General features: G+C 43.7%; 11 protein-coding genes, 3 rRNA genes and 1 riboswitch. Of the genes, 12 read left to right on the top strand and 2 right to left on the bottom strand.

Annotated features, from left to right (window positions below; genetic code table 11):
* The first annotated feature begins 277 nt into the window (after window positions 1-277).
* The 3 genes from NQ556_RS11885 to NQ556_RS11875 all read left to right on the top strand — a co-directional run bounded on the left by NQ556_RS11885 (window position 278) and on the right by NQ556_RS11875 (window position 5,313).
* Window positions 278-1,808, top strand: a 16S ribosomal RNA gene (locus NQ556_RS11885).
* 214 nt (window positions 1,809-2,022) lie between these two features.
* Window positions 2,023-2,140: ribosomal RNA gene (gene rrf, locus NQ556_RS11880) — 5S ribosomal RNA — on the top strand.
* A 286-nt stretch (window positions 2,141-2,426) separates the two neighbouring features.
* Window positions 2,427-5,313 (top strand): 23S ribosomal RNA (locus NQ556_RS11875).
* Together the 16S, 23S and 5S rRNA genes form the textbook arrangement of a ribosomal RNA operon.
* A 220-nt stretch (window positions 5,314-5,533) precedes the next feature.
* Here the strand turns inward: NQ556_RS11875 and NQ556_RS11870 are convergent.
* The gene (locus NQ556_RS11870; protein WP_022220829.1) at window positions 5,534-5,917 is read right to left on the bottom strand and encodes a hypothetical protein; all 384 of its coding nucleotides are present in this window, start codon (window positions 5,915-5,917) and stop codon (window positions 5,534-5,536) included.
* A 36-nt stretch (window positions 5,918-5,953) separates the two neighbouring features.
* Window positions 5,954-6,607 (bottom strand): GntR family transcriptional regulator, encoded by a 654-nt coding sequence (locus tag NQ556_RS11865; protein WP_173686013.1) that lies wholly within the window; start codon window positions 6,605-6,607, stop codon window positions 5,954-5,956.
* Window positions 6,608-6,907: 300 nt separating this feature from the next.
* On the opposite strand from NQ556_RS11865, the gene proC reads away from it, so the two are divergent.
* From proC to htpG, 9 genes are all read left to right on the top strand, one after another.
* On the top strand, window positions 6,908-7,702 hold the full coding sequence (gene proC, locus NQ556_RS11860; protein WP_022220831.1) for a pyrroline-5-carboxylate reductase: 795 nt from the start codon (window positions 6,908-6,910) through the stop codon (window positions 7,700-7,702).
* A 157-nt stretch (window positions 7,703-7,859) separates the two neighbouring features.
* On the top strand, window positions 7,860-8,450 hold the full coding sequence (locus NQ556_RS11855; RefSeq protein ID WP_022220832.1) for a TetR/AcrR family transcriptional regulator: 591 nt from the start codon (window positions 7,860-7,862) through the stop codon (window positions 8,448-8,450).
* A gap of 14 nt (window positions 8,451-8,464) precedes the next feature.
* Window positions 8,465-9,343, top strand: coding sequence for a DMT family transporter (locus NQ556_RS11850; protein ID WP_022220833.1), 879 nt, complete (start codon window positions 8,465-8,467; stop codon window positions 9,341-9,343).
* Between the two features lie 154 nt (window positions 9,344-9,497).
* Window positions 9,498-10,016, top strand: coding sequence for a peptidylprolyl isomerase (locus tag NQ556_RS11845; RefSeq protein WP_022220834.1), 519 nt, complete (start codon window positions 9,498-9,500; stop codon window positions 10,014-10,016).
* A gap of 38 nt (window positions 10,017-10,054) precedes the next feature.
* A riboswitch (TPP riboswitch) is annotated at window positions 10,055-10,166 on the top strand.
* A 216-nt stretch (window positions 10,167-10,382) separates the two neighbouring features.
* Window positions 10,383-11,195 carry a bifunctional hydroxymethylpyrimidine kinase/phosphomethylpyrimidine kinase gene (gene thiD, locus NQ556_RS11840; RefSeq protein ID WP_022220835.1) on the top strand — a complete coding sequence of 271 codons (813 nt, stop codon included), beginning with the start codon at window positions 10,383-10,385 and terminating at the stop codon, window positions 11,193-11,195.
* A 4-nt stretch (window positions 11,196-11,199) separates the two neighbouring features.
* Window positions 11,200-12,372, top strand: a complete 1,173-nt coding sequence (cytX, locus tag NQ556_RS11835; protein WP_022220836.1) for a putative hydroxymethylpyrimidine transporter CytX — start codon at window positions 11,200-11,202, stop codon at window positions 12,370-12,372.
* A gap of 1,494 nt (window positions 12,373-13,866) precedes the next feature.
* Window positions 13,867-14,571, top strand: coding sequence for an ABC transporter ATP-binding protein (locus NQ556_RS11830; protein ID WP_022220838.1), 705 nt, complete (start codon window positions 13,867-13,869; stop codon window positions 14,569-14,571).
* Between the two features lie 16 nt (window positions 14,572-14,587).
* A complete protein-coding gene (locus NQ556_RS11825) occupies window positions 14,588-18,235 on the top strand; it encodes an FtsX-like permease family protein (protein ID WP_195196562.1) in 3,648 nt (1,215 codons plus the stop codon).
* 230 nt (window positions 18,236-18,465) lie between these two features.
* Window positions 18,466-20,529, top strand: coding sequence for a molecular chaperone HtpG (htpG, locus tag NQ556_RS11820; RefSeq protein WP_022220840.1), 2,064 nt, complete (start codon window positions 18,466-18,468; stop codon window positions 20,527-20,529).
* Window positions 20,530-20,635: the final 106 nt, after the last annotated feature.

Below are 20,635 nucleotides of genomic sequence, written 5' to 3'. Positions count from 1 at the left end.
GAATATGCTATTCTATTAAAGCTGTCGCGTGAGGGAGTTCTTCACAACAGCAAAAAAAGAAATAAAAAAGTTGTTGACAAACATGAAACGCTTTGATATAATATAAAAGCTGTCGCATGAAACGGCAATAACAAAGAACATTGATAACTGAACAATAGACAACAAACCCTGAAAATTCTTTAAAGAGATTTTTCAAGAACGGACATCGAAAGATGTCGAAGCAGAACAGTAAACAGGAACAGAATTGCCAAGCGATTCTGACCCGGATACAAACATTTTTAACGAGAGTTTGATCCTGGCTCAGGATGAACGCTGGCGGCGTGCTTAACACATGCAAGTCGAACGAAGCACTTATCTTTGATTCTTCGGATGAAGAGATTTGTGACTGAGTGGCGGACGGGTGAGTAACGCGTGGGTAACCTGCCTCATACAGGGGGATAACAGTTAGAAATGACTGCTAATACCGCATAAGACCACAGAGCCGCATGGCTCGGTGGGAAAAACTCCGGTGGTATGAGATGGACCCGCGTCTGATTAGGTAGTTGGTGGGGTAACGGCCTACCAAGCCAACGATCAGTAGCCGACCTGAGAGGGTGACCGGCCACATTGGGACTGAGACACGGCCCAAACTCCTACGGGAGGCAGCAGTGGGGAATATTGCACAATGGGGGAAACCCTGATGCAGCGACGCCGCGTGAGCGAAGAAGTATTTCGGTATGTAAAGCTCTATCAGCAGGGAAGAAAATGACGGTACCTGACTAAGAAGCACCGGCTAAATACGTGCCAGCAGCCGCGGTAATACGTATGGTGCAAGCGTTATCCGGATTTACTGGGTGTAAAGGGAGCGTAGACGGCTGTGTAAGTCTGAAGTGAAAGCCCGGGGCTCAACCCCGGGACTGCTTTGGAAACTATGCAGCTAGAGTGTCGGAGAGGTAAGTGGAATTCCCAGTGTAGCGGTGAAATGCGTAGATATTGGGAGGAACACCAGTGGCGAAGGCGGCTTACTGGACGATGACTGACGTTGAGGCTCGAAAGCGTGGGGAGCAAACAGGATTAGATACCCTGGTAGTCCACGCCGTAAACGATGACTACTAGGTGTCGGGGAGCAAAGCTCTTCGGTGCCGCAGCAAACGCAATAAGTAGTCCACCTGGGGAGTACGTTCGCAAGAATGAAACTCAAAGGAATTGACGGGGACCCGCACAAGCGGTGGAGCATGTGGTTTAATTCGAAGCAACGCGAAGAACCTTACCTGCTCTTGACATCCCGGTGACCGGCGTGTAATGACGCCTTTTCTTCGGAACACCGGTGACAGGTGGTGCATGGTTGTCGTCAGCTCGTGTCGTGAGATGTTGGGTTAAGTCCCGCAACGAGCGCAACCCTTATCTTCAGTAGCCAGCAATTCGGATGGGCACTCTGGAGAGACTGCCAGGGATAACCTGGAGGAAGGTGGGGATGACGTCAAATCATCATGCCCCTTATGAGCAGGGCTACACACGTGCTACAATGGCGTAAACAAAGGGAAGCGAGCCTGCGAGGGTAAGCAAATCTCAAAAATAACGTCTCAGTTCGGATTGTAGTCTGCAACTCGACTACATGAAGCTGGAATCGCTAGTAATCGCGAATCAGCATGTCGCGGTGAATACGTTCCCGGGTCTTGTACACACCGCCCGTCACACCATGGGAGTTGGTAACGCCCGAAGTCAGTGACCCAACCGTAAGGAGGGAGCTGCCGAAGGTGGGACCGATAACTGGGGTGAAGTCGTAACAAGGTAGCCGTATCGGAAGGTGCGGCTGGATCACCTCCTTTCTAAGGAAGAAGAAGTAAGGAAGAATGTTGTCTATTGCTTAGTTATCAATGAGTGAGTGCACAGACTGGATGACAGAGGTGCGATGGAAGCTTGCTTCCGTGAGCGCATATGGCAGACGGGATGTATATGAAGAATTGAACATAGCCCGAAATGAAGTAAAGCGGAATTGAGGGTGAAGAGAGAGACTGCACTCACGGAGTATAACTCAATGCTTCTGGTGGCGATGCGGTCAGGGGACACACCCGTTCCCATCCCGAACACGATGGTTAAGACCTGATCGGCCGATGGTACTGCACTGGAGACGGTGTGGGAGAGCAGGTGGCCGCCAGATTATAAAAGGTGAATTAAATAGAAATTGATTTTTACCAGTGATCAGAGATTAAAAAGGATTTTGGTTTCTGATGACTGATAAACATCAGTCAGACATGTACATTGAAAACTGCATACAAAAATAAATCAATTCTCAAATAGAGAAAGACATCCGAGGTGATCATCACCGCAAGGTAATGATTAACTTACATCTTCGAGAAAACGAAGTAAAAAAACGACCTGAAATACCAACGCATGCAACGCTATGCATGTGTAACCGGATCCCATTCCCGTGGGAGAAGGGAGTTGGTTATGCTAGAAAGAGCGCAGGGTGGATGCCTTGGCACTAAGAGCCGATGAAAGACGTGATAAGCTGCGAAAAGCTTCGGGGAGGAGCAAATATCCGATGATCCGGAGATATCTGAATGGGGAAACCCGGCTGGACAGACTCCAGTCATCCATACGCCAATCCATAACGTATGGAAGGGAACCCGGTGAACTGAAACATCTAAGTAGCCGGAGGAAGAGAAAACAACAAGTGATTCTGTGAGTAGCGGCGAGCGAAAACGGAAGAGCCCAAACCGGAATGCGTGCATTCCGGGGTTCGGACCGCGTAATTGATCTGATAAGTTTAGCAGAATGGTTTTGGGAAAGCCAGCCAGAGAGGGTGAAAGCCCCGTAAGCGAAAGACGAGTCAGCAAGGCGGGATCCAGAGTACCACGAGACACGAGAAACCTTGTGGGAATGAGCGGGGACCACCCCGTAAGGCTAAATACTCCTTAGTGACCGATAGCGCATAGTACTGTGAAGGAAAGGTGAAAAGGACCCCGGGAGGGGAGTGAAAGAGAACCTGAAACCCTGTGTTTACAAGCTGTGGAACATCTATATATGATGAACCGCGTACTTTTTGTAGAACGGTCCGGCGAGTTACGCCATCTGGCGAGGTTAAGTTCTTAAGGAATGGAGCCGAAGTGAAAACAAGTCTTAATAGGGCGTTAAGTCAGATGGAGTAGACCCGAAACCGGGTGATCTATCCATGTCCAGGATGAAGTTGCCGTAAAAGGCAATGGAGGTCCGAACCCACATCCGTTGAAAAGGGTGGGGATGAGGTGTGGATAGGGGAGAAATTCCAATCGAACCCGGAGATAGCTGGTTCTCCTCGAAATAGCTTTAGGGCTAGCCTCATGAGAGTCTTTTGGAGGTAGAGCACTGAATTCCCGCGGGGGCGTCAAAGCTTACCAAAGGATATCAAACTCCGAATGCCAGTAAGATGATTCATGGGAGTCAGACTGCACGAGATAAGTTGGGCAGTCAAAAGGGAAAGAGCCCAGACCTGCAGCTAAGGTCCCAAAATGTGTGTTAAGTGGAAAAGGATGTGGGATTTCAAAGACAACCAGGATGTTGGCTTAGAAGCAGCCATACATTAAAAGAGTGCGTAATAGCTCACTGGTCGAGAGGTCCTGCGCCGAAAATGTCCGGGGCTGAAACACACTACCGAAGCTCAGGAATTAACGTAGTTAATTGGTAGAGGAGCATTCTTAAAGGGAAGAAGCAGTACCGGAAGGAGCTGTGGACTTTTAAGAAGAGAGAATGCCGGAATGAGTAGCGAGAGGAAGGTGAGAATCCTTCCGGCCGAATACCCAAGGTTTCCAGAGTAAAGCTGATCTGCTCTGGGTAAGTCGGGGCCTAAGGTGAGGTCGAAAGACGTAGCCGATGGACAACAGGTTGAAATTCCTGTACTGCAGTATAACAGAACTGTGGGGACGCAGAGGGAGAGCACTAGCGGGAATGGAATCCCGTGGCAAGCGAGGTAGGAGTCGCGCTGGCAAATCCGCGTGACAATCCGAAGACGTGATGCATACCGAACTGAAGTAGGGAAATGTGTGAGCCAGCTGCCAAGAAAAGCCGCTATTGTTTGTACTGTACCCGTACCGTAAACCGACACAGGTAGGTGAGGAGAGAATCCTAAGGCCGACGGGAGAAGCATTGTTAAGGAACTCGGCAAAATGACTCCGTAACTTCGGGAGAAGGAGTGCCAGTGAGAGCTGGCCGCAGAGAATTGGCCCAAGCAACTGTTTAGCAAAAACACAGGTCTATGCAAAACCGTAAGGTGAAGTATATGGGCTGACGCCTGCCCGGTGCTGGAAGGTTAAGGGGAGAGGTTAGCGCAAGCGAAGCTTTGAACTTAAGCCCCAGTAAACGGCGGCCGTAACTATAACGGTCCTAAGGTAGCGAAATTCCTTGTCGGGTAAGTTCCGACCCGCACGAAAGGCGTAATGATTTGGGCACTGTCTCAACAATGCACCCGGTGAAATTGAAATACCAGTGAAGATGCTGGTTACCTGCGCCAGGACGGAAAGACCCCATGGAGCTTTACTCCAGCTTGATACTGGGATTCGATATTGTATGTACAGGATAGGTGGGAGGCGAAGAAGCATTGACGCCAGTTGATGCGGAGCCGCTGTTGGGATACCACCCTTGCAGTATTGGATTTCTAACCAGCAGCCGTGACCCGGCTGGGGGACAATGTCAGGTGGGGAGTTTGACTGGGGCGGTCGCCTCCGAAAGGGTATCGGAGGCGCTCAAAGGTTCCCTCAGAATGGTTGGAAACCATTCGAAGAGTGCAAAGGCAGAAGGGAGCTTGACTGCGACACCGACGGGTGGAGCAGGTACGAAAGTAGGACTTAGTGATCCGGTGGTATAAAGTGGGATTGCCATCGCTCAACGGATAAAAGCTACCCTGGGGATAACAGGCTTATCACTCCCAAGAGTTCACATCGACGGAGTGGTTTGGCACCTCGATGTCGGCTCATCGCATCCTGGGGCTGAAGTAGGTCCCAAGGGTTGGGCTGTTCGCCCATTAAAGCGGTACGCGAGCTGGGTTCAGAACGTCGTGAGACAGTTCGGTCCCTATCCGGCGTGGGCGTAGGATATTTGAGAGGAGCTGGCCTTAGTACGAGAGGACCGGGCTGGACTGACCGCTGGTGTATCTGTTGTTCCGCCAGGAGCATGGCAGAGTAGCCAAGTCAGGAAGGGATAAACGCTGAAGGCATCTAAGCGTGAAGCCCCCCTCAAGATGAGATATCCCAACGCAAGTTGTAAGACCCCTTGAAGACGACAAGGTAGATAGGGCAGAGGTGGAAGTGCAGTAATGCATGGAGCTGACTGTTACTAATCGGTCGAGGGCATAACCAAGAAGGTAGGACAGGGTAAGGAAGAATGGATGGAGTAAAGATTTAAATTTGTATGTGGTTTTGAAGGTACATGTAAAAAGTAAGGGAGCTGTAGACCGTAAGGGTTTGCAGTTTTTTTATTGCTCAGAGGTGATCAGCCTGGAAAAAAATGCAGAAGAGTCATTCATGCTGTTTAATAAAGATGCAGAAGAGTCATTCATGCTGTTTAATAAAGATGCAGACTACCAGCTGCATCTTCCACAATTTGTACATGGTATGCAGTTCTTTTTTTTAATAACAGGATACCACGGCTTTACCTGCAGATTCGGTAAGTTATTGAGCTCTAAAATGATAGAATGATAATGATCAGAAAGAGTAATCCGGTCTGAATCATGCTGTTCGATAGTCAGTGGGTAGATGGTTTTTTGATCAGGAGACATACAATTTTGATGTAAAAGAGGGGTATAGACATCTGTACTAATTTGGATAAATTGATCGATGGTGATGATTTTGTAATCATCAGAAGAGAACGAAATGATTGCAGGAGACACAGCCAAAGTGTCTTCCGCAGGAATTTTATAAGAGTCAGTAGTAAATTCTCCAATTGGAGTTTCTAGTTTCATCATGTATTAGCACTTCCTTTAATATCTTATAAATGAAAATTACTCGTTTTTCAGTTCTTCTTTCATGGCGCTGTCTTTTCCCTGCATAAAATGGTCTTTTTTCAGGATTGCAAAAGCCCGCTCATAATCATTTTTACGCATATATTTAACCATTTTTTTCAAATTCTCATTCGTTGGAACGATCCGCATGCCGTTTTTCAGTGAATACATACCCACTCTTACCAGCTCTGATAAATTGGATTCATAGAATTTGGTGATCCGGTCATTATTGAAAATGCTGACGATTTCCAGATGCATCTGCGTATCAGCAAGCTCCCACTTGTAAACATCGGAAGCAACCGCACACATATGTACCACTTTTTCTTCAATTCGATAGGAATATTCTTCCGCTTTTCCATCTTCAAAGATCAGTTTAAATGCACTGCCCTCTAAGAGTTCGCGGAGCTGATAAAGTTCATTGATATCTTTATCGGTGATTTCTTTTACAGTCATGGATTTATAATAATCGGTAACGATCAGACCTTCAGACTGCAGCATTTTGAGTGCAGTGCGTACCGGATTACGGCTCATACCGAGCTCTTCTGTCAGAAGTGCTTCGGTAAGAGGCATTCCTGGTGGATAAGTCAGATTCATAATGTTATTTTTGATAATTTCATAAGCCTGATCGGCAAGTGATTTCTTTTTTTCAGCCATGTGAAATCCCCCTCTGTCTGGTGAATATATTAAGTATAACACATTAAAACGGGGTTTGTAAAAAATAAAATTAGGTATATGTAAAGTTGCGCTTAATATAAGAGTACAGACTGATAATTGTATACAATGGTGCATGTATTTTCGACGAAAAACGGCATTTTCTATTGTGAAAATGTTGACTTTAAACAGAGGAAGTGATACATTGAATGCAGAAAGAAATTTGTATACAAATTAAATGATTGTATACAAATTAAAAACGAAAATGTATAAGGTTTTAAGTTCATCAGGAGGAGAAAGAATATGAAATTAGGATTTATCGGAACAGGTAATATGGCAGGAGCAATTATGGGAGGCGTTATTAAAAGTAACGTATTCAAACCGGAAGAAATCATCGGAGCAGATCTTTTTGCACCAGGTCGCGAAAAAGTAAAAGAACTTTATGGAATCAATGTTACTGATAGCAATAAAGAAGTAATTGAAAAGTCAGAAGTTGTTATTTTTTCTGTAAAACCACAGTTTTATGCAGATGTCATTCAGGAAGTAAAAGATCTGGTAAGACCGGAACAGCTTATTATCACGATCGCACCAGGAAAGACACTTGCATGGCTTGCCGAACAGTTTGGAAAAGATGTTAAGATTGTTCGTACAATGCCGAACACTCCGGCTATGGTTGGAGAAGGTATGACAGCTGCCACACCGAATGAACATGTAACAAAAGAAGAACTTGATTATGCATGCAAGATTCTTTCTGCATTTGGTAAAGTAGAAGTTGTGACAGAGCATATGATGGATGCAGTTGTTGCAGTAAGCGGAAGTTCACCGGCATATGTATTTATGTTTATCGAAGCAATGGCAGATGCTGCTGTTGCAGAGGGAATGCCGAGAGCACAGGCATACAAATTTGCAGCACAGGCAGTTCTTGGAAGTGCGAAGATGGTTCTTGAAACAGGAAAGCATCCGGGAGAACTCAAAGACATGGTATGCTCACCGGCAGGAACAACGATTGAAGCCGTAGGTGTATTGGAAGAACACGGATTCAGAAGTGCTGTCATTGATGCAATGAAGGCATGTGTTGATGTTGCAAAAGGAATGTAGATACGATATACTTGTTTACGGGGAAAAACATGTCCACGTAAACCTGAGAAGGACCGGGGCGTATGACGCAGCCGGTCTTTTTTTATCTATTAAGAAAGGTCTTTCCTGATAATAAAAAACGCTCCGCGTGGAACATGATACCATAGGAGGTAGATAGATGGCAGCAAAACAGAATGTAAAGCGGCGGATTGTAGATGCCGCATGGGAATTGTTCTATGAAAAAGGATATGATGATACAACAGTAGATGATATCATTCGTCTTTCTGAGACATCAAAAGGATCGTTCTATTATTATTTCAGCAGCAAAGATTCTTTGCTTGATACATTGTCAACTATTCTGGATGAGAATTATGCAAAGCTTGAAGATGAACTGGATCCGGAAATGAACAGTTTTGATAAACTGATGTATCTCAATTACCGGTCGCATTCATTTATGGAGCAAAAGATTGATGTAGCATTGTTATCATCCTTATATTCAACACAATTGATTGCCAAGGGAGACAGGAATCTTCTGGATCAGAACCGTACTTATTACAAGCTGATCAGCAGGATCATAGAAGAGGGGCATGTGCGAAATCAGATCAGCAGAGAGAAGAGTATCCAGGAGATTACCAAGTATTATTCACTCTGTGAGCGGGCACTGGTATCAGACTGGTGTCTGAATAGGGGAAATTATTCGCTTGGAGAATACAGTAAGGAATATATGCCGATTTTAATGGAACATTTCCGGGTAGATCAGCCTGAATAGAGAAAGGTTTTCATATGAAAGAGAGTCAGAGAAAAGGTTTAATTTCAGTACATGTTGCTGTGGCATTGTTTGGTTTTGTCGGACTGTTTGCCAAGCTGGTAGATCTGCCTGCAGTGATCATCGTGCTTGGAAGGGTATTTTTTTCATCTATTTTCCTCTGGATTTTTCTGCGTTTAAAAAAGCAGAAAATTCGCCTGGAGGAGAAAAGTGATTATTTGTGGATGGTCGGAGCAGGTGCAGTTTTAGCAATACACTGGAGTAGTTATATGCAGTCGATCCAGAGTTCGACGGTTGCAGTTGGTACGCTTACGGTATCAACTTTTCCGATATTTGTTATTTTTCTGGAGCCATACCTGTTCCATGAAAAACTGAAGAAATCGGATGTGTTTTGTACACTGATGATGCTGGTCGGAGTATTCTTTATCGTACCCGCATTTCAGATGGATAATCAGATTACACAGGGAGTTCTGTGGGGACTTCTGAGTGCATTTACCTATGCAATATTGTCACTGATGAATCGCCGTTTTTCCAGCAGATATCCGGCAACACTGGTGTCGCTTTATGAACAGGGAACTGCAACGATCGTGTTGATCCCGATGATGTTTGTGTTGAAGCCGGTGATTACACTTGCAGATGCAGGCGTATTGATGATGCTTGGAATTATTTTTACAGCAGTTGCACATTCTTTATTTATCAGTGGACTTCGGACTGTGAAGGTAAGGATTGCCGGAATTTTATCCGGACTGGAACCGGTGTATGGGACTTTAAGCGCATTTCTGTTTCTGAAAGAAGTTCCAAGTTTCAGAGAGTGCCTTGGTGGTGTTATCATTCTGGCTGCTGTGTTTTTATCGACACTGAAACCGGAGGAGAAAGCATCTGATGCTCCGGCATAAGAATAAAGAGAAGTTTGAGGATTTTATCTGGCACTGGTTTCTGGTGATCGGATATCGTCTGGAAAATGTATAAAGACTTTCTAAAAACTATTTACGGACGGGAAAAGTTCCGTTACAATAGGTAGAGAAATCAATGAAAAGGAGATTGTATAAAATGGCAAATCCAGTAGTAACATTTGAAATGGCAAATGGCGATGTGATCAAAGCGGAATTATATCCGGAAATCGCACCGAATACAGTAAATAACTTTGTATCTCTTGTAAATAAGGGATTTTATGATGGACTGATCTTCCACCGTGTCATCAGTGGATTCATGATCCAGGGTGGATGCCCGGATGGAACCGGAATGGGTGGCCCTGGATACAGTATCAAAGGAGAATTTAAGCAGAACGGTTTTGCAAATGATCTGAAGCATGAACCGGGCGTTCTTTCTATGGCGCGTGCAATGCATCCGGATTCGGCAGGATCACAGTTTTTCATCATGCATAAGACTTCACCACATCTTGACGGCGCATATGCAGCTTTTGGTAAAGTTACAGAAGGTATGGATGTTGTAAATAAAATTGCTGAGACGGCAACAGACTACAGTGACAGACCGCTGGAAGAACAGAAGATGAAAAAAGTGACTGTTGAAACTTTTGGAGAGGCTTATCCAGAACCAGAGAGAGTCTAACAGGAGTTACAAAGCAGACAACACTTGGAGAGACAGAATAATAAAGACGGGGGAGCCGGTGAAAGACAGACTGAGAGGAAGCAAAAGAGCATCGTCCCCTTTTTACCTGATACGGATCATGCCGTCGCAGGAAGTCATATTGATTTTTTCAGAGACACTTGTGCATGACAGGTGTTTCTTTTATTTCATAGGAAATTCCGAAGGAACTTCCTATGAAATAAAAGGCACTGCGTGCCGGAGATGCGCACTCGCACGAAGATGAAGAATGTCGCAAGCGACCGTACTCGGCGCGAGAATGTGCCAAGGCACATTCTTTTTATACAAAATATTTAGGACAATTATGGAAAAAGAGAGGAAGAGAGTCAAATGAGAACAGCACTTACAATTGCAGGAAGCGATTCAAGCGGAGGAGCAGGTATCCAGGCAGATATCAAAACAATGATCAGTAACGGAGTCTATGCTATGAGCGCAATTACGGCTCTTACTGCACAGAATACAACCGGAGTTACCGGAATTATGGAGGTAACGCCGGAATTCCTAGGAGAACAGCTGGATAATATTTTCACGGATATTTACCCGGATGCAGTGAAGATTGGAATGGTATCTTCAAGTGGTCTGATCACAAAGATCGCAGACAAATTAAAAGAATATGATGCGAAAAATATTGTAGTTGATCCGGTTATGGTAGCAACAAGTGGAGCAAGACTGATCAGCGAGGAAGCGATTGATGCGCTGAAGAGCTGCCTGCTTCCGATGGCAACCGTTCTGACTCCGAATATCCCGGAAGCAGAAGTGCTTGCAGGTATGAAAATCCAGTCGCAGGCGGATATGATAAGAGCAGCAGAAGAGATCGGCACCAAATATCACTGTGCAGTTCTTTGTAAGGGCGGACATCAACTGAACGATGCCAATGATCTGCTGTGGAGAGATGGTGGATATAAGTGGTTCTACGGAGAGCGGATCGACAATCCGAACACGCACGGAACAGGATGTACTTTATCCAGTGCGATCGCATCAAATCTTGCAAAAGAATATGATTTGGATGAGTCAGTAGAACGTGCGAAGAAATATATTTCCGGAGCACTTGCAGCAATGCTGGATCTTGGTAAAGGCAGTGGTCCGATGAATCACGGATTTGCAATTAAAAATGAATATACAGAAAGCAAAGTGGAGGAATAGAAGTATGAATGAAAAGAGAACCTCTATCTTTGAAAATGGACTGATCTGGTTTGGGGCAGGCGTGTCCCTTGCAGAGATCCTGACCGGTACTTACTTTGCGCCGCTTGGATTCGGAAAAGGAGTTCTGGCGATTATTATTGGTCATATCATAGGATGTATGATGCTTTTCCTTGCCGGAGTAATTGGTGGAAAGACCAGACGAAGTGCAATGGAAACAGTAAAAATGAGTTTTGGCGAGAAGGGAGGAATCTTCTTCTCCTTCCTGAATGTGCTGCAGCTGGTTGGCTGGACAGCGATTATGATTTATGATGGGGCACTTGCAGCAAATGGTGTTCTTCATACCGGCAGATGGGTATGGTGTCTGGTGATCGGTGCACTGATCATCTTATGGATTGTGATCGGAATCACAAATCTTGGCAAGATCAATACGGTTGCAATGGCTGCTTTATTTATCCTGACACTGGTACTCAGCAGAGTGATCTTTGGTGACGGATCGGTAGCAGGCGCAGGCGGAGATGCCATGACGTTTGGTGCAGCAGTAGAGCTTTCTGTTGCCATGCCACTTTCCTGGTTGCCACTGATCAGTGACTATACAAGAGAAGCAAAAGAACCGGTAAAAGCAACCGCAGTCAGCACCGTTGTTTATGGAGTTGTCAGTTGTTGGATGTACGTGATCGGTATGAACGCTGCAATTTACACAGGAGAGTCTGATATTGCAAGTATCATGGTAAAAGCTGGACTTGGAATAGCAGGACTTCTGATCATTGTATTTTCTACCGTTACGACAACCTTCCTGGATGCTTACTCAGCAGGAATTTCGTCAGAGTCAGTATTTTCAAAAATCAATGGGAAATATGCAGCAATTGTTGTAACTGTGATCGGAATGATCGGAGCAATCATTTATCCGATGGACAACATTACCGATTTCCTGTACCTGATCGGTTCTGTATTCGCGCCGATGATCGCAATCCAGATTGCGGATTTCTTCATTCTGAAGAGAAAGGACAGCCTGGAAGTATCTCTGGATGTTATGAATGGTGTAATCTGGGTGATCGGTTTTATACTTTACCGTATTCTGATGAATGTGGATATTCCGCTTGGAAATACACTCCCGGATATGGTCATTACCATTGTGATCTGTATTCTTGCAAGAAAATGTATAAAGACAGAAAAATAGCTTTGAAAGAAAATGGAAATGCCGTGTTGACATTTCCATTTTCTTTTGACAGAACATGTAGCGATCTACAGAAGAGAGGCGGAAAAATGAATGCTGACGCCTGGAAACGTGGTAAAAGTTTATAAGAAAGAAGTTTTGGATAATTTAGTTAGCGGATGGAATAAAGTGGGATTTTTATCCTGCAAAATATATATGGAAAAAGAGTTGGGTAGAATGAAAAAAGAGCTTACGACATATGATCGGGGGAAATGTCGTAAACTCTTTTTTCTGTAATTTCATTAAAGGAGAAATGAAAATAAAAAGTATCAAAATACTGAAAACGTCTTATTTGGTTTTGATTCCTAATCAAGTGGGGCAATTGTGACTGACTAAGATGCCGCCCCACCGAGGAATTCTTATCTAGTTGTTATCTTCAAGCTGATATTATAATACCAAGAGGCTTGGAATTTGTATATTCGCAAAAAAAACAAAAGAAAAAAGCTTTGAAAAATAAAATTGTGCAAAATAACAGGGGTAAAATCAATTTATACAAAAGGTTATTTTGAATTTGGAAATTGATAATAAAATTTGCATAAATGCAAAAAAAATGAGTGCAAATGATTTTTCTATAAGAACAAATGTGTTTTCAAGAAGGAATTATGAATGCTTATTATAAATGTCAATATAAAAAATTTTTCGAACATGAGGAGACCGATATGAAAATTCTGAAATAGAAAAAGAGCTTACGACATATGATCGGGGGAAATGTCGTAAACTCTTTTTCCAATAATTTCATTAAAGGAGAAATGAAAATAAAAAGTATCAAAATACTGAAAACGTCTTATTTTTGTTCGGTTAAGTGTTATCCTTAACTTGTTTTTATAATAGCATTTGCAGGGAGTTTTGTATATTCGCAAAAAAAACTAAAAGAACTGCAAAGTTAAAATAAAATTGTGCAAAATAACGAAGTGCAAAACAAGATTGACAAAAGAATGTAAAAAAAGGAAATTTTAACGGTAAAAATATATAATGTCTAATAATTAACAAGAAGTTACAGAAAGTTACAAGGAAAACTGTAATTTTTGAAAGTATATTCCGGAAGCAGGGTGGGAAAAACAGAGGAGGATACTGTTTGTGAATGCCGGAAAGATTCAGATAATGGAAAAAGAGCTTGCGACATATGATCGGGGGAAATGTCGTAAGCTCTTTTTCTGTAATTTCATTAAAGGAGAAATGAAAATAAAAAGTATCAAAATACTGAAAACGTCTTATTTGGTTTCGTTAAGTGCTATCCTTAACTTGATATTATAATACCATGTGTATGCTCTTCTGTAAATTCGCAGAAAAGACAAATGTTACAAAAATGATACTGTAAAATTGTGCAATATAGCCAAAAACGGTGCGAGAAATGGAAAATGTGAAAGTTTTATAATCTTACGACTTCATATTTGATTTGCTTTTCCAATATGTTAAAATTAAAAAAAGCAGAAAATTTTACAGATAAGGGGAAAGATGATGAAAGAATTTGTTGAAATGCGGGATGTTCGTAAGATTTACCGTATGGGTGAAGTTGAGATTGCCGCAGCAGATGGAATTGATTTTCAGATAAAAAAAGGTGAATTTGCAGTTGTGGTAGGCCCAAGTGGTGCGGGAAAAACGACAGTGCTTAACATTCTGGGGGGAATGGATACGGCAACAAGTGGAGAGGTCTGGATCGATGGAAAGAATATTGTAAAGTATTCGCCGAGGCAGCTTACTTCCTATAGAAGGGATGATATTGGATTTGTATTCCAGTTTTACAACTTGATTCCGAACCTGACGGCGCTTGAAAATGTAGAGTTGGCACTGCAGATCTGTAAGGATCCGCTGGATGCGGAGATGGTTCTTAGGGAAGTGGGACTGGCAGACCGTATGAAGAATTTCCCGGCACAGCTTTCCGGTGGGGAGCAGCAGAGGGTATCGATTGCGCGTGCACTGGCAAAGAACCCGAAGCTTCTTTTGTGTGATGAGCCGACAGGGGCACTGGATTACAATACCGGTAAGGCAATATTGAAGCTTTTACAGGATATGTGCCGTGAACGAGGGATGACAGTGATCCTGATCACACACAACTCAGCGATCACGCCGATGGCAGATCGTGTAATTAAAATGAAGAATGGAAAAGTCGGAAGCATGAAGCTGAATGAAAGACCGGTTCCGGTAGAGACGATTGAATGGTAGGTGGACGTAAAGACCGATGAAGAAAAATATTTTACGCAAAGACTTTATAATAGAAATAAAAAAGACGATGGGACGGTTTGTATCAATCTTTTTTATCGTGGCATTGGGTGTCGCATTTTATTCGGGAATCCGTGCATCAGAGCCAAGTATGCGGATCACTGCAGATCAGTATTTTGATGATTCGGAGCTGATGGATCTGAAGGTAATGGGAACCATGGGACTTACCAAAGCGGATATCAAATCGATTGGAAAGGTATCGGGAATTGAAGCTGTAGAAGGCGGATACAGCAAAGACGTGCTTTGCCCGGTTGGAGACAATGAAAAGGTTGTCCATATGCTGAGCATGCAGAAGAATTTTAATCAGGTTTCGGTTGTGAAAGGCAGGCTGCCGGAAAAAGCCGGAGAATGTCTGGTGGATGAAGATTTTCTGAGCTATACAGACCTGAAGGTTGGCGACACGGTAACTTTCCATTCCGGAGATGGAGAGGCATTGACGGATTCGCTGGTTACAGATACATACAAGATTGTCGGGATCGGGAACAGTCCGCTGTATATTTCATTTGGAAGAGGAAGCAGTACGATCGGAACCGGAGAGATCAGTGGATTTGTTGTAGTGGATAAAGCTTCTTTTGACATGGATGTTTATACGGAAGCTTATGTGAAGGTGAGCGGTGCAGAAGAGAAAACTGCATTTACGGATGAATACAATAATCTGTCGGATGCAGCAAAGGAAGCCGTGAGTGCAATCGAAGAAGAACGCTGTGCAGTCCGCAAACAGGAAATCGTAGATGAGGCAAATGAAAAGCTTGCTGATTCAGAGAAGACAGTGAATGAAAAATCGCAGGAACTGGAGGATGCGAAAAAAGAGCTGGAGAGTGGGAAAAGCAAGGCAGCCGAAGAACTGGAAAAAGCAAAGCAGCAGCTTATGGATGGAGAAGCAGAGCTTGCGGATGCAAAGCAGCAGATCGCAGACGGCGAGACACAGCTTGCCGATGCAAAAGCGCAGCTGAATGATAAGCAGGCACAGCTTGATTCAGCGGAGGCACAGTATGAATCCGGAAAAGCACAGTTGGATCAGAAAGAACAGGAGCTTGCGGCAGCAGAGCAGACGTATCTGAGCAATTATGCAAAATATATGCCGTTCATTACGGCTGGAAAAGCGCAGATTGCAGCAGGAAGGACGCAGATTGCAGATGGGAAGAAACAGCTGGACGAAGGTCTGGCACCGCTTACACAGCTGAGCGAAGGGCTGACTGGGATCGAAGATGGGATCAGCCAGCTAGACGTCGGAATTGCGGAAGTTCAAACGCAGGTAAAAGACGGAGCTGCATTATATGAGGAATATGCAAAGATTCCGGAAACAGAAAGAACTACAGAGCAGGAAGCTTATCTGGAAAGCTGGAACGGAGTCCGGCAGGGAATGGAAGCAAAGCTTGTGGGTATGCAGGCGCAGAAGACACAGCTTGAAACTACAAAGAGCGGACTGTTATTACAAATGAACCAGGCAGGTTTTGCCACAGAAGCAGACCTGGAGGCACAGATTACCAGCCTGACTAAGCAAAAAGCAGATCTGGATGCAAAAGAGAAAGCACTTCTTCAGCAGGAGCAGACACTTGCCGCACAGGAAGAAGAGCTGTTAAGTGCAGGCAGACAGATTACAGACGGCAAGAGTCAGATCGCAGCAGCCAGATCCCAGCTTGACAGCACAAAATCTCAGATTACGGACGGAAAAGCACAGATCCTGTCTGCATGGGCACTTCTGAATGAAAAAGAGGACACTTTAAATGCAAGTAAAGCACAACTTGCATCCGGTGAACAGGAGCTTGCGGATGGCCGGAGTGAATATGAGCAGGCAGCAAAAGAAGCGGAAGAACAGATCACGGACGGACAGGCAAAGATTACAGATGGAGAGAAGCAGCTGACGGATGCAAAGCAGCAGATCGCAGACGCAAAGGCTGAGATCAAAAAAATCGAAAATCCGAAGTGGTATGTGCAGACGAGAGAGGATGCACTGACGGAATATCAAGGATACGGAGATAATGCAGACCGCATGCGTTCTATTGGAAAAGTGTTCCCGGTACTCTTTTTCCTGGTGGCAGCATTGATCAGTCTGACAACGATGACACGAATGGTAGAGGAGCAGAGAGTCCAGATCGGAACGATGAAGGCACTCGGTTACGGAAAAGCTGCAATTGCAGGGAAATACATTGGTTATGCTCTGATTGCAACGCTTGGCGGAAGTATTTTCGGAGTACTGGCCGGGGAAAAGATCCTGCCGTTTATCATTATTTATGCTTATATGATCCTGTATAAGCATCTGCCGGCGATCCTGGTACCGTACCATATGAGCTATGCACTCCAGGCTTCGGGAATCGCAGTTGCTTGCACACTGATCGCTACGATCGCATCCTGCTACAAAGAGCTGGCAGCAGAACCGGCAGAGCTGATGCGTCCGGCAGCACCGAAGCAGGGGAAGCGGATTCTTCTGGAGCGGATCGGAATTATCTGGAAGCATCTGAATTTTACATGGAAATCGACCGTGCGGAATCTGATCCGGTATAAGAAGCGATTCTTTATGACCATTTTCGGAATCGGAGGCTGTATGGCACTGATGGTAGTCGGATTCGGACTGAAGGACTGTATCTATGAGATCGTCAGCCTGCAGTATGAGAAGGTGCAGTTCTATGATGCGGCAACCTACATGAGTGACGACATATCCGAAGAGAACAGACAACAGCTCCATGATTATCTGGATCAGAATGCAGATATAAAAGAGACGATCGAAGCGCGGATGCAGAAGACCGATGTAAAATCTGCATCCGGTAAAAAGACACTTTATCTGATGGTGCCATCGGATAATGAAAAGATTGAGGACTTTTTAAGCTTCCACAGCAGGACCAATAAGGACGAGGTTTATTCACTGAAAAAAGACGAAGTGATTCTGACTGAGAAAATGGCATCCCTTCTGAATGTAAAGGTGGGAGATGAGCTTACAATCGAGGACGAGGACAGGGGAGACCAGACGGTGACGGTTGGCGCCATCTGCGAGAACTATATGAGCCATTACCTGTATCTGTCACCGGAAAAATACGAGGAATTATATGGTGTACCGGCAGAATATAACACGATCATCTACAGTGTAAAGGACGGAAAGGATGATCAGATCGAGAAGATCGGAACAAAGCTTCTGTCGATGGATGGAGTACTGAATGTAAGTTATACCAGCAGTATTGAAGGAAGGCTGGATGACATGCTGCGAAGCCTGAATCTGGTCATCGTGGTACTGATCGTATCTGCCGGAATGCTGGCATTTGTGGTACTGTACAATCTGAACAATATCAACATCACCGAGCGTCAGAGAGAGCTTGCAACCTTGAAGGTTCTGGGATTCTACGACGGAGAGGTTGCCTCTTATGTATACAGAGAGAATATCCTGCTGACGATCATTGGATCGGTTGTGGGTATGGTGCTTGGTAATCTGCTTCACCGGTATATCATCCTGACGGTTGAGGTGGAAGAGGCGATGTTCGGACGTCAGATACACTGGCAGAGTTATCTGTACAGTTTCTTGTTTACTGTAGCATTTTCTTTATTTGTAAACTGGGTAATGTTCTACAAGCTGAAGAAGATCGATATGGTGGAATCTTTGAAGAGCGTGGAGTAAAAGCTTTTGCAAGTGTATGTCAAAGATTTCTTATAGACGGTACACAAAGAATCGGAAAATATATTTCACAGAAAGTTTATATTCTTCACAGAATTATTAGCACTCTTACCAAAAGAGTGCTAATTTTCTATTGACATTTAGAAATCAGGGTATTAAGATATTTCATAGACAGAAAAATACGGTATTTGAAACCGTAAAAAGATAGAATATGAAATTTAGGAGTGATAAAAATGGCAGCAAAAAAAGGTAGTCTTTCAATCAGCAGCGAAAATATTTTCCCGATTATCAAGAAATGGGTATATTCTGATCATGATATTTTCGCAAGAGAGCTTGTTTCCAATGGATGCGACGCGATCACAAAATTAAAGAAGCTGGACATGATGGGAGAATATACACTTCCGGATGATTATAAAGGAAAGATCCAGGTTATTGTAAACCCGGAAGAGAAGACTTTGAAATTCATCGATAATGGTCTTGGTATGACTGCTGATGAAGTAGAAGAATATATCACACAGATCGCATTTTCAGGAGCAACCGAATTCCTGAACAAATACAAAGATAAGACAACAGAGGACGATATGATCGGACACTTTGGTCTTGGATTCTACTCTGCCTTCATGGTAGCTGATGAAGTTCATATTGATACCCTTTCTTATAAAGAAGGTGCAAAACCGGTACACTGGGTAAGTGAAGGCGGTACAGAGTATGAGATGGAAGAAGGGGATAAAGAGGAAGTTGGTTCTGAAATCACCTTATTCCTGAACGAAGATTGTGTAGAATTTTCAAATGAATACAGAATCCGCGAAGTCCTTGAGAAATACTGTTCATTCATGCCGGTAGAGATTTTTGTATCCAAAGCAAATGCAGAACCGGAATATGAGACGATCCCGGAGGATGAAGTCCTGGATACCGATACGGTTGTTGAACATATCCATGAAGACGCCAAGATGGAAGAAAAAGAAAATGAGAACGGTGAAAAAGAAATGGTTGAAGTTTCACCGGCATCCGATAAAGCAAAGATCGTGAAACGCCCGGTATCGATCAGTGATCCGGCACCGCTGTGGACAAAGCATCCAAACGAATGCAGCAAAGAAGATTATATTGATTTCTACCGGAAAGTATTTATGGATTACAAAGAACCTCTGTTCTGGATTCATCTGAACATGGATTATCCATTCAACTTAAAGGGTATCCTGTACTTCCCTAAGATCAATACCGAATACGATTCCATTGAAGGAACCATCAAATTGTACAACAATCAGGTATTTATCGCAGACAATATCAAAGAAGTTATTCCGGAATTCCTGATGGTATTAAAAGGAGTCATTGATTGTCCGGATCTGCCGCTTAACGTATCACGAAGCGCACTGCAGAATGATGGATTCGTACAGAAGATCTCCGAATACATTTCCAAGAAAGTTGCTGACAAGCTTTCAGGAATGTGCAAGACAGATAAAGAAAACTATGAGAAATACTGGGATGACATTAGCCCATTTATCAAATTCGGCTGCCTGAAAGATGAAAAATTCTGCGAGAAGATGAGCGATTATGTTCTGTTCAAGAACCTGGATCACAAGTATATGACACTCAAAGAATGCATCGAAAAAAACGGCGGAAAAGCAGAACCGGAGGAAAAGACCGAGGGTGAAAATGCAGAGCAGTCAGCAGAAAAGAAAGAAACAGAGAAGACAACAATCTACTATGTAACAGATGAACAGCAGCAGAGCCAGTATATCAATATGTTCAAAAAAGAGGGACTGGACGCAGTGATCTTGTCACATAATATTGATTCTCCATTTATTACTCAGATGGAGCAGAAGAACGAACATATCAAGTTCCAGAGAATCGATGCAGATCTGACTGATCACTTCAAAGAAGATGTATCTGAAGAAGAAAAAGAAGCATTCAAAGAAAAAACTGACAGTCTGGTCGAAATCTTCCGCAAAGCACTTGGCAATGACAAACTGGAAGTAAAAGTGGAAAAGATGAAAGATGAAAATGTGGCATCTATGATTACACTTTCCGAAGAATCACGCCGTATGCAGGAAATGATGAAGATGTATGGAATGTCAGGCATGGATCCGTCTATGTTCGGAACCAATGCAACCCTGATCCTGAATGCAAATCATCCGCTGGTAGAATATGTTGTAGCACATAAAGATGGCGAAAATACAGAAATGTTTTGCCATCAGTTATATGACCTGGCAATGCTGGCACACAAGCCACTCAGTCCGGAAGAGATGACAGAATTTGTGAAACGCAGTAATGAAATTATGATGAAATTGGCAAAATAATCTTGCTGTAGATACCCGGAAAAGTCTGAACCATTCAGATTCCTATTTTCGCTTATGCGAAAAGGTCTGAATGGTCAGGCTTTTTTTGCTGTATTTGGAAATACTT

The sequence above is a fragment of the Coprococcus comes ATCC 27758 genome, from assembly GCF_025149785.1.
Taxonomy (GTDB): domain Bacteria; phylum Bacillota; class Clostridia; order Lachnospirales; family Lachnospiraceae; genus Allocoprococcus; species Allocoprococcus comes.
Note: the sequence above shows the minus strand (reverse complement) of the source record. Positions and strands in the feature narration are given on the sequence as shown.